This window comes from Vibrio sp. B183 (genome assembly GCF_000740665.1).
Taxonomy (GTDB): domain Bacteria; phylum Pseudomonadota; class Gammaproteobacteria; order Enterobacterales; family Vibrionaceae; genus Vibrio; species Vibrio coralliilyticus.
The window spans coordinates 63,578-79,023 of sequence record NZ_JPQB01000019.1 but is presented as its reverse complement, the minus strand read 5'-3'; the positions used below and the strand labels follow the sequence as shown (position 1 = coordinate 79,023).

At 46.6% G+C, this 15,446-nt stretch carries 15 protein-coding genes and 1 other annotated feature; of the genes, 6 read left to right on the top strand and 9 right to left on the bottom strand.

Annotated features, from left to right (window positions below; all coding sequences use genetic code 11):
* Positions 1-107 precede the first annotated feature (107 nt).
* Both pnp and rpsO read right to left on the bottom strand, forming a co-directional pair.
* Entirely contained in the window at positions 108-2,240 is a 2,133-nt protein-coding gene (gene pnp, locus IX95_RS20755) for a polyribonucleotide nucleotidyltransferase (RefSeq protein ID WP_038163683.1), read from the bottom strand.
* Between the two features lie 316 nt (positions 2,241-2,556).
* Positions 2,557-2,826, bottom strand: a complete 270-nt coding sequence (gene rpsO / locus IX95_RS20750; RefSeq protein WP_006957756.1) for a 30S ribosomal protein S15 — start codon at positions 2,824-2,826, stop codon at positions 2,557-2,559.
* A gap of 215 nt (positions 2,827-3,041) precedes the next feature.
* Between rpsO and mtnN the strand changes: the two genes are divergently transcribed.
* The 4 genes from mtnN to IX95_RS20730 all read left to right on the top strand — a co-directional run bounded on the left by mtnN (position 3,042) and on the right by IX95_RS20730 (position 6,247).
* The gene (mtnN, locus tag IX95_RS20745) at positions 3,042-3,740 is read left to right on the top strand and encodes a 5'-methylthioadenosine/S-adenosylhomocysteine nucleosidase (RefSeq protein WP_038163680.1); all 699 of its coding nucleotides are present in this window, start codon (positions 3,042-3,044) and stop codon (positions 3,738-3,740) included.
* A gap of 23 nt (positions 3,741-3,763) precedes the next feature.
* The gene (locus tag IX95_RS20740; RefSeq protein WP_021456355.1) at positions 3,764-4,717 is read left to right on the top strand and encodes a cobalamin biosynthesis family protein; all 954 of its coding nucleotides are present in this window, start codon (positions 3,764-3,766) and stop codon (positions 4,715-4,717) included.
* A complete protein-coding gene (btuF, locus tag IX95_RS20735) occupies positions 4,718-5,542 on the top strand; it encodes a vitamin B12 ABC transporter substrate-binding protein BtuF (RefSeq protein ID WP_038163677.1) in 825 nt (274 codons plus the stop codon). It abuts the gene before it with no gap.
* An 84-nt stretch (positions 5,543-5,626) separates the two neighbouring features.
* Positions 5,627-6,247: a TRIC cation channel family protein gene (locus tag IX95_RS20730; RefSeq protein ID WP_029236075.1), complete on the top strand. Its 621-nt coding sequence runs from the start codon at positions 5,627-5,629 to the stop codon at positions 6,245-6,247.
* A gap of 63 nt (positions 6,248-6,310) precedes the next feature.
* Here IX95_RS20730 and thrC read toward each other — a convergent pair whose 3' ends face one another.
* From thrC to thrL, 4 genes are all read right to left on the bottom strand, one after another.
* A complete protein-coding gene (thrC, locus tag IX95_RS20725) occupies positions 6,311-7,594 on the bottom strand; it encodes a threonine synthase (RefSeq protein WP_038163675.1) in 1,284 nt (427 codons plus the stop codon).
* Entirely contained in the window at positions 7,591-8,547 is a 957-nt protein-coding gene (thrB, locus tag IX95_RS20720; protein ID WP_006957764.1) for a homoserine kinase, read from the bottom strand. The genes thrC and thrB overlap by 4 nt, the downstream gene beginning before the upstream one ends.
* A gap of 17 nt (positions 8,548-8,564) precedes the next feature.
* A complete protein-coding gene (thrA, locus tag IX95_RS20715; RefSeq protein WP_038163673.1) occupies positions 8,565-11,024 on the bottom strand; it encodes a bifunctional aspartate kinase/homoserine dehydrogenase I in 2,460 nt (819 codons plus the stop codon).
* A 31-nt stretch (positions 11,025-11,055) separates the two neighbouring features.
* Positions 11,056-11,175 (bottom strand) — a sequence feature (Thr leader region).
* A complete protein-coding gene (thrL, locus tag IX95_RS27105; protein WP_080555901.1) occupies positions 11,111-11,188 on the bottom strand; it encodes a thr operon leader peptide in 78 nt (25 codons plus the stop codon). (Overlaps the previous feature by 65 nt.)
* 270 nt (positions 11,189-11,458) lie before the next feature.
* On the opposite strand from thrL, the gene IX95_RS20710 reads away from it, so the two are divergent.
* Entirely contained in the window at positions 11,459-11,920 is a 462-nt protein-coding gene (locus IX95_RS20710) for a hypothetical protein (RefSeq protein WP_006957766.1), read from the top strand.
* Here the strand turns inward: IX95_RS20710 and IX95_RS20705 are convergent.
* Entirely contained in the window at positions 11,917-12,402 is a 486-nt protein-coding gene (locus IX95_RS20705) for a putative 4-hydroxy-4-methyl-2-oxoglutarate aldolase (RefSeq protein ID WP_019278037.1), read from the bottom strand. The genes IX95_RS20710 and IX95_RS20705 overlap by 4 nt on opposite strands.
* 29 nt (positions 12,403-12,431) lie before the next feature.
* Positions 12,432-12,821 carry a DUF3293 domain-containing protein gene (locus IX95_RS20700; RefSeq protein WP_038163670.1) on the bottom strand — a complete coding sequence of 130 codons (390 nt, stop codon included), beginning with the start codon at positions 12,819-12,821 and terminating at the stop codon, positions 12,432-12,434.
* A 325-nt stretch (positions 12,822-13,146) separates the two neighbouring features.
* Between IX95_RS20700 and arcA the strand changes: the two genes are divergently transcribed.
* A complete protein-coding gene (gene arcA, locus IX95_RS20695; RefSeq protein WP_006957769.1) occupies positions 13,147-13,863 on the top strand; it encodes a two-component system response regulator ArcA in 717 nt (238 codons plus the stop codon).
* Positions 13,864-14,003: 140 nt separating this feature from the next.
* Here arcA and hldE read toward each other — a convergent pair whose 3' ends face one another.
* Positions 14,004-15,434, bottom strand: coding sequence for a bifunctional D-glycero-beta-D-manno-heptose-7-phosphate kinase/D-glycero-beta-D-manno-heptose 1-phosphate adenylyltransferase HldE (hldE, locus tag IX95_RS20690; RefSeq protein ID WP_006957771.1), 1,431 nt, complete (start codon positions 15,432-15,434; stop codon positions 14,004-14,006).
* Between the last annotated feature and the right edge of the window lie 12 nt (positions 15,435-15,446).

Genomic DNA, 15,446 nt, shown 5'->3' with positions numbered 1-15,446 from the left:
CTGCTCAGTATCGGCCGCATTAAAAAAGGGAGCGTAGTGCTCCCTTTATAACATGCTTTTAGCAGAATAGGCTAATTCACCAAACCAACCCACTTAGCGATATCGCATTATGCGTCGGTTGCTGGTTTCTCTTCAGCAGATGCTTCTTCAGTCTTTTCAACTGCTTCTTTCATGCTTAGACGAACACGGCCTTGACGGTCGATTTCAAGAACTTTAACTTGAACTTCTTGACCTTCAGCTAGGTAGTCAGACACTTTCTCAACGCGCTTGTCAGCGATTTGAGAGATGTGTACTAGACCATCTTTACCTGGCAGGATAGTTACGAATGCACCGAAGTCTGCTAGACGCGCTACTTTACCTGTGTAGATGCGGCCAACTTCAACTTCTGCCGTGATCTCTTCGATACGACGGATTGCTTCTTTCGCAGCTGTACCTTCAGTTGCAGCAATCTTGATTGTACCGTCGTCTTCGATTTCGATAGTTGTGCCCGTCTCTTCAGTTAGAGCACGGATAACTGCACCACCTTTACCGATAACGTCTTTGATCTTCTCAGCGCTGATCTTCATTGTGTGAATACGCGGAGCGAACTCAGAGATATCATCACGAGCACCAGAGATAGCTTCATCCATTACAGATAGGATGTGCTTACGTGCGCCTTGAGCTTGGTTAAGCGCAATTTGCATGATCTCTTTAGTGATACCTTCGATCTTGATGTCCATTTGAAGTGCAGTGATACCAGTGTTAGTACCTGCTACTTTAAAGTCCATGTCACCTAGGTGGTCTTCATCACCAAGGATGTCAGAAAGGACAACGAAATCGTCGCCTTCTTTAACAAGACCCATTGCGATACCCGCAACAGAAGACTTGATTGGCACACCAGCATCCATAAGCGCTAGAGACGTACCACATACAGAAGCCATTGAAGAAGAACCGTTAGATTCAGTGATTTCTGAAACTACACGTACTGTGTATGGGAATTCGTCTACAGATGGCATTACTGCAGCAATACCGCGCTTAGCTAGCTTACCGTGGCCGATTTCACGACGCTTAGGAGAACCTACAAAACCAGTCTCACCTACACAGTATGGAGGGAAGTTGTAGTGTAGTAGGAAGTGATCTTTACGCTCACCCGTTAGCTCATCGATGATTTGAGCATCGCGCTGCGTACCTAGAGTCGCAGTTACTAGCGCCTGAGTTTCACCACGAGTGAATAGTGATGAACCGTGAGTACGTGGAAGAACACCAGTACGTACGTCTAGCGCACGAACCATGTCTTTTTCACGACCGTCGATACGTGGGTTACCAGCGATGATGCTGCGACGTACCACTGTCTTCTCTAGATCGTGGAAGATAGTGTGGATTTCTTTTGTGTTCGCTTCTGGATCTTCAGCAAGAAGAACTTCGTTTACTTCACCTGCAATCTCGTGGATGCGGTCGTAACGAGCCATCTTCTCAGTGATTTGGTAAGCTTCAACTAGCTTAGCTTCAGCAAGCTCAGCGATCTTGTTTACAAGCGTTGTGTTCTCTTCTGGAGCAACCCAATCCCAAGCAGGAGTAGCCACTTCAGCTTTGAATTCGTTGATCGCGTTGATCACAACTTGCTGTTGGTCGTGGCCGTAAACCACCGCTGATAGCATTTCTTCTTCGGTTAGGTTGTCAGCTTCTGACTCAACCATAAGAACAGCGCCTTCAGTACCCGCAACAACTAGGTCTAGCTTAGACGTTTCTAGTTCAGTATTGCTTGGGTTAAGCACAAGTTGACCGTCGATGTGACCAACACGTGCTGCACCGATAGGACCGTTGAACGGGATACCAGAAATAGCAAGTGCCGCTGACGTACCGATCATTGTTACGATGTCAGGTTGAACGTCTGGGTTTACAGACACAACTGTCGCGATAACTTGAACTTCGTTTTTGAATGCGTCTGGGAAAAGTGGACGGATTGGACGGTCGATTAGACGAGCCGTTAGCGTTTCACCTTCAGAAGGGCGACCTTCACGTTTGAAGAAACCACCAGGGATTTTACCCGCAGCGTAAGTACGCTCTTGGTAGTTAACCGTTAGAGGGAAGAAGTCTTGACCTTCTACCGCTTCTTTTTTACCTACAACAGATACGAATACCGCAGTATCGTCCATTGTCACCATAACTGCTGCTGTAGCTTGACGTGCAATAACGCCAGTTTCTAGAGTAACCGTGTGGTTACCGTACTGGAACGTTTTAACAACTGGTTTTTCGAACATTGTTATTCCTTGTTTCTGAGGCATCCAAATGGGGCTCAGATAGTGTTAATTGACACTCAAGGCACTACAAATCGCGACTAGTAAAAACGCACTGTTGCTATCCAAAACTTAAAGAGAGGCAATGTCATTTTTAATAGTCGCGACCTTTTGGTCGACGAGGTTGACTGTAATGCAATGAGTTTTTGCTTTTAATACTCAAACAACATGAGTATGGGCGTGCGTATTATAACGGGATAAAACGGATTTGGCTAAATTTAGGCAACAAAAAAGGGGCAAAAAGCCCCTTTTCCGACAAACTGCTCTATGCAGTCGCTAATTAGCGACGTAGGCCTAGACGCTTGATTAGGTCGTGGTAACGATCTAGATCTTTACCTTTTAGGTAATCTAGAAGTTTACGACGACGAGAAACCATACGTAGAAGACCACGACGGCTGTGGTGATCGCCTTTATGCGCTTTGAAGTGACCTTGTAGGTGGTTGATAGAAGCTGTAAGTAGAGCTACTTGTACTTCTGGTGAACCAGTGTCGCCTTCGCCACGTGCGTAATCTGCAACGATTGCTGCTTTAGTTTCTGCATTCAGAGACATAATTCTCTCCTAATAAGAGTAGGTTAAACGTTGTGCCAGCCAATCTCTGATTCAGCCGACACGAGGAGCGCGAATTATATGGGATGCTCGTTGCTTAAGCAATAGGTATTTGCGCACTTCGCACGAGAGGCGGAGACGAAGTCCATTCCGTTATTGCCCTTTTCTGTTACACTTAGCGGATTAAAAGCTACCTATTTGAAATAACAGGATTCCTTATGAAAATCGGCATCATCGGTGCAATGGAGCAAGAAGTCTCTATTCTTAAACAAGCTATTGAAAACTGCCAAGAAGTGTCAAAAGCGGGTTGTACTTTCTTCTCTGGTCAACTGAACGGTGTGGACATAGTCCTACTTCAATCTGGTATCGGTAAAGTGGCAGCAGCAATCGGTACCACTGTCTTGCTTGATGAATACCAACCAGATGTTGTCATCAATACAGGTTCTGCGGGTGGCTTTGATTCAACACTGAATTTGGGCGATGTGGTTATTTCGACAGAAGTTCGTCACCACGATGCAGATGTAACAGCGTTTGGCTATGAAATGGGTCAAATGGCTGGGCAACCTGCGGCTTTCACTGCAGATGCGAAGCTGATGGACGTTGCAGAAAAGGCACTGTCACAAATGGAAGACAAGCACGCAGTACGAGGTCTAATTTGTACTGGTGATACTTTTGTCTGCACCGCTGAGCGTCAGGCGTTTATCCGCCAACATTTCCCATCGGTGATTGCCGTTGAGATGGAAGCCTCTGCGATTGCTCAAGCTTGTCACCAATTTAAAGTACCGTTTGTTGTAGTGCGTGCCATTTCAGACGTGGCTGACAAAGAGTCACCAATGAGCTTCGAAGAGTTTCTACCGCTAGCAGCAAAGAGCTCTTCTGAGATGGTCTTCAAAATGGTTGAGTTGCTTAAAGCATAATCAATAGCGAGTGGCTGATACTCATGGAAGAACTTTTTAATCAGTTATACTCAAACGGAGCGCTCCTAGTGTTATGGGGCGCTTTGTTGTTTCATCTTATTCTCCCTTTTCCTCGTGAAGCGCACCCTGCTATTTTATGGCACAAATTTGCTGAGCAACTGGCCGACAAGGTCAATACCAATTCCAGTTATTCACAAAGTATGATCTCAGGCACCCTAGCGTGGTTGCTGATGATCGTCCCTATGCTCGCTGTTTTAATCGCGTTAAAGCCGTTGGTGTGGCAAGCCCAGTTGTTTGAGCTTGCGCTGTTATTACTCGCCATAGACTGGCGCAATACCGATAAATTCACCGCCCACTTTGTCGAAGCATTGGCCAGAGAAGATAAAGAGCACGCTAAAATGCTGCTCAAGCCAATGGTGAATCGCTCCACCGAGTCGTTGTCTCTTCTCGGCTTAGGCAAAGCGGGCACAGAAACTCTCATCATGTCGTACGGTCGCAATGTAGTCGCAGTGCTATTTTGGTACGCCATCGCAGGCGGGATTGGCGCCTTCATTTATCGTATGACGGTAGAACTCGCCCGAGCTTGGTCACCCTCACGCGAGAAGTTTTCACCTTTTGGCCTCCCTGTCATTCGAGCTGTTGCCGTCTTGGATTACATCCCATTACGCTTATTCGCCGTTATGATTGCGTTAGGAAAAAGAACCAGCGAAGTGTGGGCTCTGCTTAAGCAGCAAGCAGCGACTTGGCCGCTACCGGGCCCATCATGGTTGATCATCGCCGTCGGTGCGAAACAAGAGCTTTCTCTCGGTGGGCCTGCTATTTATGACGGTAAGAAATCGGTTCGCAGCAAGCTGGGAGGCCGAATTGCGCCGTCTGCCATACATATAGCTCAAGTACAGCGCCTGCTGGCATGGCGAATGTTCGCCTGGATCATGGTACAAAGCGCTATCATGGGCCTTATTTATCAAGGAATCTAAATGCAGATACGGCTGCTTACCTTCATTACATTACTGGTTTCCACGCTGGTTAACGCAGCCCCCGTGGAACGCGTTATTAGCTTGGCCCCTCACGCGACTGAAATGGCATTTGCGGCGGGTTTGGGCGACAAACTGATCGCAGTGAGTGAGCACAGCGATTACCCTGAACAGGCAACAAAGCTGGAAAAAGTCTCCAACTACCAAGGTATAAAGCTGGAACGCATTATTGCGCTCCAGCCTGATCTGGTGATCGCATGGCCTGCCGGTAACCCTGCTAGAGAATTGGAAAAGCTGAAGCAATTTGGTATCAACATTTACTACTCGACCACCAGCTCACTGGATGACATTGCCAACAACATCGAACAATTAAGTCAATATTCGCAAGCTCCTTCTGTCGGACTCAGTGCCGCGAAGCAATATAGAAATCAGCTGGCGAAATTTAAACAGCGCTATCAAACGGACATCCCAGTAAGGTATTTCTATCAGTTGAGCGAACAGCCGATAATTACCGTTGCTAAAGGGAATTGGCCAAGCGAAGTATTTTCGTTCTGTGGTGGCGAGAATGTGTTTGAACAAAGTGCCGCACCCTACCCACAAGTTGGCACTGAACAAGTGGTATTAAGTAACCCAGAAGTCATCTTTACCTCAGAGCATGCCATTGCAAAAGGGAATCCTTGGCTGGACTGGAAAACACAGTTGTCTGCGGTTAAAAGCGGATACGTCTGGTCTCTGAATTCAGATTGGCTCAACCGACCGACCCCCAGAACGTTGAATGCAATCGAAGAAGTTTGTGAGCACTTCGAAACCGTCAGGCGAAATCGCTAACACCGCTTAGCTCTGATACCATACAATCCGCCGTCGTTTTTTATTCCTCAGGATCACTGAGCATTTGTAAGAGATATTAATCCCGTGGATTCCATGCTGCTATACAGTGTCGATTTATTCGGCACCGCCATTTTCGCTGTCTCAGGTGTGCTGCTTGCTGGCCGACTCAAAATGGACCCTTTTGGTGTTGCCGTACTTGGCAGCGTAACCGCTATTGGAGGCGGTACAATCCGTGACATGGCATTAGGTGCCACCCCAGTATTCTGGATTACTGACACAAACTATTTGTGGACCATCTTGATCACCTGCCTGCTAACGATGATCATTGTTCGCCGTCCTAAACGTCTAGCTTGGTGGATTCTGCCCGTATGTGATGCCATTGGCCTCGCGGTGTTCGTTGGTATTGGTGTCGATAAAACCATGGCTTATCAGGATTCAGCACTGGTTGCCATCATCATGGGTGTGATTACCGGTTGTGGCGGCGGCATCATCCGTGATGTGCTCGCACGGGAAGTCCCAATGGTACTGAGAAGTGAAGTTTATGCCACGGCGTGTATTATCGGCGGGGTATTTCACACCACAGCGTTGGCGATGGGACATGATCCTGACACTGCATTCTTAGCGGGTGTCTTTTCTACTTTGTTGATTCGCCTAGGCGCCATTCGCTGGCACTTGTCTCTGCCAACATTTGCGCTCAATCGTTAATTAAAACGGGTCAGGCACATAAAAAAAGGTCACCGAGGTGACCTTTTTACTTTCAGCAACCAATTACTTTTGTACTCGACGCAGAACGTCTTTCAGCAAGTCAAAGTCATTGGCAAGATCTTCAGAAAGCAGTTCCATCGCGGCATGTTTTGCCAGCGGACCTGGCAAATCAATGTCTGAGTCCAAAATCTCATCCACGACTTCTTTGAATTTCGCAGGGTGAGCCGTACAAAGGAATAGACCCGTTTCGCCTTCTTGCAATTGCTCTTCAAGGACACGGTATGCAATTGCGCCGTGTGGCTCACATAGGTAACCAAGCGAGTGTAAGTCTTTCACTGACTGCGCGCTTTGCTCATCGGAAACCGCACCTTTACCTAATGTCTCCAGGCCCCACTTTTTCACGCGGCATAGCTCTTCGATGCGCGGCCAGTTGTTTGGCTGGCTTACATCCATCGCATTCGATGTCGTCGCAACTGTTGGTTTTGGCTCCCAATTACCTGTCTCTAGGTAACGTGGCACAGTATCGTTGGCGTTCGTTGCAGCAATAAAGCGTTTAATTGGCAGACCCAGCGCTTTCGCCAATAGACCAGCGGTTAAGTTACCGAAGTTACCACTTGGCACTGACACAACAAGATTCTCACGCTGCTCTTTACTCATTTGCGCTGCAGCTTCAAAGTAATAACAGATTTGCGCCATCAAACGACTGATGTTGATTGAGTTTGCAGAGTTTAGACCAATTTCTTCACGCAATGCCGCGTCATCGAAAGCTTGCTTAACAAGTGCCTGACAAGCATCGAAGTCACCATCGATCGCTACGGTGTGAATATTGTTACCAAGCGTACAGAATAGCTTCTCTTGTAGTGGGCTGATCTTGCCTTTCGGGTAAAGAATCACAACATTGATGTCTTCCATACCGTAGAAAGCGTGTGCCACGGCTGCACCAGTGTCGCCAGAGGTTGCGGTCAGAATAGTAATCTTGCCGCCGTTTGATACCGTAGCAAGAGATTGCGCCATAAAGCGCCCACCGAAGTCTTTAAACGCTAGAGTTGGACCATGGAACAATTCTAAGGCATAGACACCATCTTTAACCTGATTGATTGGTGCAGGGAACTGAAACGCCGCGTCAACCATAGAGTTAACTTGATCTTCACTAAGCTCATCACCAATCAACGCTGACAAAATTTTAGTGCTACGAGACACGAAGTCTTCTGCTAGCAGAGCATCAACATCATCAAATTTCGGCAATTCCGATGGAAAAAACAGACCTTGATTACGGCCTAACCCTTGGCGAACGGCTTGACCAAAGGAAACTTGTTCATCATTTTCTTTTATATTGTAAAGCTTCATAGCTCACTTCCTGTTACTTTCGAGCCCTGCTTGTCTAAACGGCAAACATGGACGAATCCTTCTTGGTTTTGTACGTAATTTTGTTCTAACCAGCGAGCAACTCGCTCAGCGACATCTTTATCTTTGCAAATACTAAACAGCGTCGGACCACTTCCTGAAATGCCCGTCGCCAGAGCGCCTGCTGTTGCCGCATATTTACGTGCATCAGCAAAGCCCGGTAGCAGTTTCTCACGATACGGTTCAGCAATCACGTCTTTGATCATCTTAGCCGCCAGCTCTGGCTGGTTCGAGTGGCAAGCATGGATAAAGCCGGCCAAGTGTCGACCATGAGCAATGATATCCTGACGACGATATTGAGATGGTAGGATCTCACGAGCTTCCGCCGTTGATACCTTAATACCCGGGTACGCCATTACCCAGTACCAGTCATCAAAACATGGCACTTCCTGACTGATGATACCGAGCTCTTCAAGCATTAGCTGAACACCACCTAGATAGCATGGCGCGACATTGTCGTAATGTACGCCACCAGATATCTGCCCTTCCATCTCACCCATTAATGCCAATAGCTCAGTTTTATCCAATGGGTTACCATGGAACTGGTTTAGCGCATCCAGAGCCGCAACAATGGAGCAGGCACTGGAGCCTAACCCAGAACCGATCGGCATGTTCTTCTCAAGCGTCATTTCAAGAGGTAACAGAGTCACGCCTTTCTTATCTAGCTCTCTGGCGAACACTTGCCAACAATCATAAACGATATTTTCTTTAGGGTTTTCCGGTAACTTGGAAACAAAATCGCCCGCTGTTTTGAGGCTAAAAGACTCGTTTCCAGCTTTCACCATCACTCGGTCACCAAGCAAGGTGCCATCAATAGGCGATACCGCAGCACCGAGCACATCAAAACCAACACTCACGTTACCTATTGACGCTGGGGCGTAAACCACCACATCCATACCACTACTCATTCGTTTTAAACCCCTAGTTTCCATCCTAAAGTACGCATCACATCTGAGAATACCCCAGCAGCAGTTACTTCTGTACCCGCACCATAACCACGCAATACCAGTGGAATTGGCTGATAGTAACGGCTGTAGAAGGCCAATGCGTTCTCACCATCCTTGATCTTGAACATAGGATCATTTTCATCAACGGCAGCAATGCTAACACGACATTGACCATCATTGATTTCTCCAACATAACGTAGCACTTTGCCATTTTCCGCAGCCTTGGCAGACAACTCTTGGAAGTACGCATCCGCCTCAGGCAATCGTTCCATGAACTCATCTACGCTGCCTGAATCATCAAAACCTGGTGGTAATGCTTGATCAACAATCACATCTTCCAGTTCTAAATTCATGCCGGCTTCACGTGCAAGAATTAGTAGCTTACGAGCGACATCCATACCAGACAGATCATCACGTGGATCCGGCTCAGTAAAGCCATTATCTTTAGCAATATTGGTCGCCTGACTTAGCGTCATACCCTCATCAAGCTTACCGAAGATGTAGGACAGCGAACCAGAAAGGATCCCGCTAAAGCGCTCAAGTTCATCCCCTGCGGAGATAAGGTTTTGCAGGTTTTCGATCACTGGTAGACCAGCGCCAACTGTTGTTTCATACATTAACTTGCGACGTGAGCTACGGGCGATATCGCGTAGTTGATGGTAATAGGCCATGCTCGCTGTGTTAGCTTTTTTGTTTGGAGTGACAACGTGGAAGCCCGCTGCCAAGAAATCCGCATATTGGTTAGCGATAGATTCCGAAGAGGTACAATCCACCAGCACTGGGTTGATAATGTGGTTGCGCTGGACGAGAGAAATCAATCGCGCGAGGCTAAACTCTTCAGTTGCGTCGTTCATGCGGTCACGCCAGTGCTCTAAAGGCAGACCTTCACTATCGAGCAGTAGCCCCTTGCTATTCGCCAAACCACAAACTCTTAGAATGATGCCTTTTTCCGCCAGTTTCACTTGCTGACGCTGAATTTGATCCACCAGCTCACCACCAACGCCGCCTACACCGACAACAAATACATCCAAGAAGTGTTTAGAGTTAAACAGGTTCTCATGACACGCTTTGATCGCTTCAGAAATCTTATCTTCGGGGATCACAGCAGAAATCGCACGTTCCGATGAGCCTTGGGCGATAGCCACGATGTTAACGTTCACTTCTGCCAAAGATGAGAAGAACTGAGATGCGACGCCGCGAGAAGTGCGCATACCATCACCAACCAAAGTCACAATGGCTACATCGTCCATAAACTCAACAGGCTCAAGAAGACCATCTTTGAGCTCCAACTCGAACGAGTCGCTAAGCGCTTGCTGAGCGATGGCTTTATCTTCCGCTTCGATACAGAAACTGATGCTGTACTCAGAAGAAGACTGAGTGATGAGTACAATAGAGACACCCGCTGAAGACATGGCACCAAATACGCGGCTCGCCATTCCGACCATGCCTTTCATTCCCGGACCTGAAACATTGACCATGGTCAGATCGCTTAGCGTGGTAATGCCTTTAATGGAAAGTTTGTCTTCCCCAGTGTCTTGGCCGATTAACGTGCCCGCACCTTGTGGGTTAAAGCTGTTTTTGATCAGACATGGGATATGGAATTGGGCAATTGGAGCGATAGTTTTAGGGTGAAGCACAGAAGCGCCAAAGTAAGACAGCTCCATCGCTTCCTGATAGCTAAGTGATTTCAGTAGACGCGCATCATCAACCAAGCGTGGGTCACAGTTGTAGACGCCATCGACATCTGTCCAAATTTCGCAACAATCAGCACGCAGACACGCTGCTAATACTGCCGCCGAGTAGTCAGAGCCGTTGCGACCTAGAGTGACGAGTTCGCCCTCTTCATTACCTGCAGTAAAACCAGGCATGATATTGACGTGACCTTTAGGCAGTGGATTTTGGCGGAAATTCTGAGTCGAAACCTCAACGTCAACCATCGCCTCCAAGTGTTCACCGTTCGCATAAAGGTATTTCACCGGATCAATCAGGCTAGCTGGTTGACCTTTTGCTTCCAATACCGCTTTCATGAGCTGAATGGAAACACGTTCACCTTTACTAATGATACGAGCATTGACGTTATCTGGGCACATACCCAACAGGTTAATACCGTGCACAAACTGACGCAGTTGAGTCAGAGATGTTTTTACTTGGTTGTCATAGCCTGAACCATCAATGTTAGGCAGGACTTGTTTGATATCCTGATACAGATCGCGGAAAGAGTCTTCCAACTCAGCGATTTGTAGCTCGGCCTCACCATTTTTCAACGCCCCATCAATCACGGCAACCAGTTTATTGGTTGTTTTACCTGGTGCAGAGAGAACAACAGCGACCTCTTCCTGCTGAGCATTATTAGCAATGATATCTGCTGCTCGTAAAAAACGATCAGCATCCGCTAATGATGAGCCTCCAAACTTTAAAACACGCATCCCTTCCTCCAAATATCTGTAAATTTAGTTATAAAAAAAGGCCTGTATCTTGTGGGATACAGGCCTTTTTTTTGAATTTCTTTCGCTTAGCAGCCCGCCCCAACATGTGTAATGTCGGTAATAATAATGGTTGTGGTCATTACTAGGTGGCTGTGGTTTTGCATAGTTTAATTTTGTTGCGATTGTGTGTTTGCTTACCCATACGTTTAACCTATTTGTTTAGCATGAGTCAACGAAAAGTTTTTATTTTTTGTTTACACTTCGGTCTAATTGGCTTCTGTGAGCCAGTTCAATAAGTTATCTCATCACAAAACAAAATGAATCAGAATGCATATTGGCTAGATCCAGTTTTAGCTGAAAAAGATTCTCCCAGTGCTTTTGTTTTATGCTTTAATTGATCTTGCAGTGGATAAATAACGACCAAGGAGTGGCAAATGAAAAAAACACTAAGCCTTTTGCTTACTCTTGTTGCGTGCTCGTCAGTGGCTACAGAACTCCCTGCTTTACCATCACAGCAAAAAGCATCCCCACATAAGCTATTCCTCTCCAGTGAGACCGATCAACACGACTTTGATACTTGGAAGATTGATGGCGGTTATTCTTATAATGTGTTTGATAACATTGATTTGTATGTAGGAGCCCGTGTTAATCAAGGGAGTAATACCAACGAAAGTGGATTTTTAAGTGGTGTAAGCTATCAGATAACGCCAAGAGTCTCGGTAAAAAGTACCCTGCATTCTTACAACGAAGAAAACACGGCAGAGGGGACAGATAAAGTCATTGCCGCAGAAGTTTCAAGTCGCATGAGGTTGACTGAAAATCTAGATCTCCATGCCACTCTCGAACATCAAGAGTGGCAACAAGAGCTGGAAGTCGGTATCGGCTTTCGCTTCTAACTCCAATCCAACAATTCTGTAGAGGTTAACACACCATTCCAGTCGGCGTAGACGTAGTCGCCGGGCTGGATCATTTGGTTGTGTATCGTCAAAGTCACATTCGTGTCACCCGCCCCACGCTTTTCCGTTTTAAATGGGCTGGTCCCGAGCGCCTTGACTCCCAGTTCCATCTCCGCCATTGCAGCCGCATCACGGATAGCACCATAAACAATCACGCCCTCCCAGTTATTATCAATCGCTAGGATCGCCAATTGATCACCAAGCAAGGCCTTTTGACAGGAACCGTGTCCATCGACGATCAGCACTTTTCCCTTGCCGTCCTGACTCAAGGTTTCTCTCACTTTGGAGTTATCGTGGTAGCAGCGAACCGTGACAATTTCTCCCCAGAATGCACTTTTGTTACCAAAAGTGTGTAGGGGCAAATCCAACGACGTTACTTTATCTTCATGTTTATCACATATATCCGGTGTTATATCTTTCATTTTTCCTCCATGAATATGGCTTTAATTTCTTATCTGCATCGATACTTCCACTTACCTAAACTGACTTTCGCTTTGTCAGCCAAACAGGAGAGTAAAAACAGCTCATTACCATCAACATAGTAAATCGCGTTCTGCTGATATTTACGCCCTAGCTCTAGTGCCTGTAGCTCATCAATATCGACGGCGAAACTCTCTTCAGCCCAACCGAAACTTTCATCTCCCACTAACACTTCAACAAAGTAAGTATGGCTAAATTCTTGAACTAAGTAGCGATTATTTCGCTGATTTTGTTGTTTGGACTGCCACTGACTAGCGGGGTTCCACGCCGTGATAATGGCAAACTGATGACTGCTCGGCGAGCGAATGAATTTGAAGTAAGGGTCTGAATATTCTTGCCAAAGTTGTGCATCAACCATCATATAAACCACAGTTTTACATTAGTTTTAGACTATTAATATTTGTTACATTCGAACTCTTGATATAAATCAACAAAGTGCATGGAATTAACATTCTGACGTTGTTAGCATGCTGTTAACATTATAGAATCCGCCTCAAAGACTAATAGAACGTGTGAGGAAAAGGGACCTCAAGAAGCGAATTGGGACCAAGGAAGGCGGGCAACCAAAGAAACAATGTATTTTTACAGTCTTTGGTTTATTATCAACATCACATTACCTGTATGTTAGGTTTTTGCCTAGAATTTATTCTATTAGCACAATTTTTTCACAAGTTTAGGTACCGCCAATGCAAACCCCGCACATTCTTATTGTTGAAGATGAGCAAGTAACTCGTAACACTCTAAAGAGTATTTTTGAAGCAGAGGGATACGCTGTTTTCGAGGCCAGTGACGGTGAAGAGATGCACCAGGTGCTGTCTGACAACCAGGTAAATCTGGTTATTATGGACATCAACCTTCCAGGTAAAAATGGCCTCCTGCTTGCACGTGAACTGCGTGAGCAAGCAAATGTGGCATTAATGTTCCTGACTGGTCGTGACAACGAAGTCGACAAGATCCTTGGTCTTGAGATCGGTGCAGACGACTACATTACTAAGCCGTTCAATCCACGCGAACTCACTATCCGTGCTCGTAACCTGCTAAACCGCTCTATGAGCACCAGTGTAGTAACGGAAGAGAAACGTAGCGTTGAGAAATACGAATTCAACGGCTGGGTATTGGATATCAATAGTCGCTCACTGGTTAGCCCAAGTGGCGATGGCTACAAGCTACCACGTTCTGAGTTCCGTGCCCTGCTTCACTTCTGTGAAAACCCTGGCAAGATCCAGACACGTGCTGACCTGCTTAAGAAGATGACTGGTCGTGAGCTTAAGCCACATGACCGTACTGTCGATGTGACTATCCGTCGTATCCGTAAGCATTTTGAGTCAGTCTCTGGTACGCCAGAAATCATCGCGACGATTCACGGTGAAGGCTACCGATTCTGCGGTGATTTAGAAGAGTAATCACCAGAATTAAGAAAGAAAAATGGAGCCAATTGGCTCCATTTTTTGTTTTTTCTTTGTCAGCTGTGACTAAAATGGTAACAACTTATGAGCAAACTTTGATTCAGGCAGAGCTTAATAACACTCTGCCGAATGTGCCTTTAGCCTTTGCCACCTTTGATGGCATCAATGATCTCAGTCGTTGAGCAACCATCTTCAAAGTTAAGTACTTTAACTTCACCTCCATTGGCAATCACTTCTTTACCACCCGCAATCTCTTCAGGCTTGTAATCACCGCCTTTCACAAGCATGTCTGGCAATACTTCTGAAATCAGGCGTTGAGGCGTTTCTTCGCCAAACGGGACAACCCAATCAACCGCGCCAAGACCAGCCAGAACCGCCATACGGCGATCTGTTGGGTTAACCGGACGACCAGGGCCTTTCAAACGCTTAACAGATTCATCCGTGTTCACAGCGACAATCAGGCGGTCACCCAATTCAGCAGCATGGTTCAGGTAAGAAACGTGTCCAGCGTGCAGAATGTCGAAGCAACCATTGGTCATCACTACCTTCTCGCCCTTCGATTGTGCGTTCTTGACCGCTTCAATCAGAGCCTGTTCAGTGATGACACCAAAATCAGTGTCTTGACTACCATGAACCGCTTCCGCCAATTCAATGGTTGATACCGTTGATGTACCCAGCTTACCAACCACGACACCTGCGGCTGCATTTGCCAATGCACAAGCTTCATCAAGCGGTTTACCCGCAGCAACTGACGCAGCAAGGACAGAAATCACAGTATCACCTGCACCTGTAACGTCATAGACCTCTTTGGCAAGAGTTGGCAGGTGGAACGGCTCCTGACCGCGGCGTAGTAATGTCATACCGTGTTCACTGCGCGTCACCAACAGTGCCTCAAAGTCGAACTCTTCAATCAGCGCTAAGCCTTTCTCGACCAGTTCTTCTTCAGATTTTACCTTACCCACAACCAGCTCAAATTCTGCCATGTTTGGAGTCAGTAGCGTCGCACCACGGTAGCGTTCAAAGTCCGCTCCTTTAGGATCAATAAACACAGGAACCTTAGCAGCACGTGCTTTCTGAATGAATTGCTGAACGTGCTCCAATGCACCTTTCGCATAATCAGACAAAACAACCGACTTCACTTTTGGCAATGCCTGTTCCATACGATCTAAAATCAGCTCGGCATCAGTATTTTCAAATTTGTCTTCGAAGTCTAAGCGGATCAGCTGCTGACCACGGCTCAAAACGCGAAGTTTAGTAATGGTTGGATAGTTTGGCAGAGCCACAAAGTCACACTTTACTTTCAGTGCAGACAGCGTCTCGTTGAGCACTTTGGCAGGCTCATCAATCCCAGTTAAACCTACGATATGCGCATGGCCGCCCAAAGAAGCAATGTTCATTGCTACGTTAGCTGCACCGCCTGGACGCTCTTCGTTATTTTCTACTTTTACTACAGGAACTGGGGCTTCTGGGGAGATGCGTCCAGTAGGGCCATACCAGTAACGATCAAGCATGACGTCACCGATGATCAATACACCAGAATCACTATAGTTCGGTAGGATTGGTTTCATTATGGGTCTCCA

What these genes read in the sequence shown, in the direction of transcription:
- pnp (WP_038163683.1), bottom strand. Translation starts at nt 2,240, where the DNA reads ATGTTCGAAAAACCAGTTGTTAAAACGTTCCAGTACGGTAACCACACG.
- rpsO (WP_006957756.1), bottom strand. Translation starts at nt 2,826, where the DNA reads ATGTCTCTGAATGCAGAAACTAAAGCAGCAATCGTTGCAGATTACGCA.
- mtnN (WP_038163680.1), top strand. Translation starts at nt 3,042, where the DNA reads ATGAAAATCGGCATCATCGGTGCAATGGAGCAAGAAGTCTCTATTCTT.
- IX95_RS20740 (WP_021456355.1), top strand. Translation starts at nt 3,764, where the DNA reads ATGGAAGAACTTTTTAATCAGTTATACTCAAACGGAGCGCTCCTAGTG.
- btuF (WP_038163677.1), top strand. Translation starts at nt 4,718, where the DNA reads ATGCAGATACGGCTGCTTACCTTCATTACATTACTGGTTTCCACGCTG.
- thrC (WP_038163675.1), bottom strand. Translation starts at nt 7,594, where the DNA reads ATGAAGCTTTACAATATAAAAGAAAATGATGAACAAGTTTCCTTTGGT.
- thrB (WP_006957764.1), bottom strand. Translation starts at nt 8,547, where the DNA reads ATGGATGTGGTGGTTTACGCCCCAGCGTCAATAGGTAACGTGAGTGTT.
- thrA (WP_038163673.1), bottom strand. Translation starts at nt 11,024, where the DNA reads ATGCGTGTTTTAAAGTTTGGAGGCTCATCATTAGCGGATGCTGATCGT.
- thrL (WP_080555901.1), bottom strand. Translation starts at nt 11,188, where the DNA reads ATGCAAAACCACAGCCACCTAGTAATGACCACAACCATTATTATTACC.
- IX95_RS20710 (WP_006957766.1), top strand. Translation starts at nt 11,459, where the DNA reads ATGAAAAAAACACTAAGCCTTTTGCTTACTCTTGTTGCGTGCTCGTCA.
- IX95_RS20705 (WP_019278037.1), bottom strand. Translation starts at nt 12,402, where the DNA reads ATGAAAGATATAACACCGGATATATGTGATAAACATGAAGATAAAGTA.
- IX95_RS20700 (WP_038163670.1), bottom strand. Translation starts at nt 12,821, where the DNA reads ATGATGGTTGATGCACAACTTTGGCAAGAATATTCAGACCCTTACTTC.
- arcA (WP_006957769.1), top strand. Translation starts at nt 13,147, where the DNA reads ATGCAAACCCCGCACATTCTTATTGTTGAAGATGAGCAAGTAACTCGT.
- hldE (WP_006957771.1), bottom strand. Translation starts at nt 15,434, where the DNA reads ATGAAACCAATCCTACCGAACTATAGTGATTCTGGTGTATTGATCATC.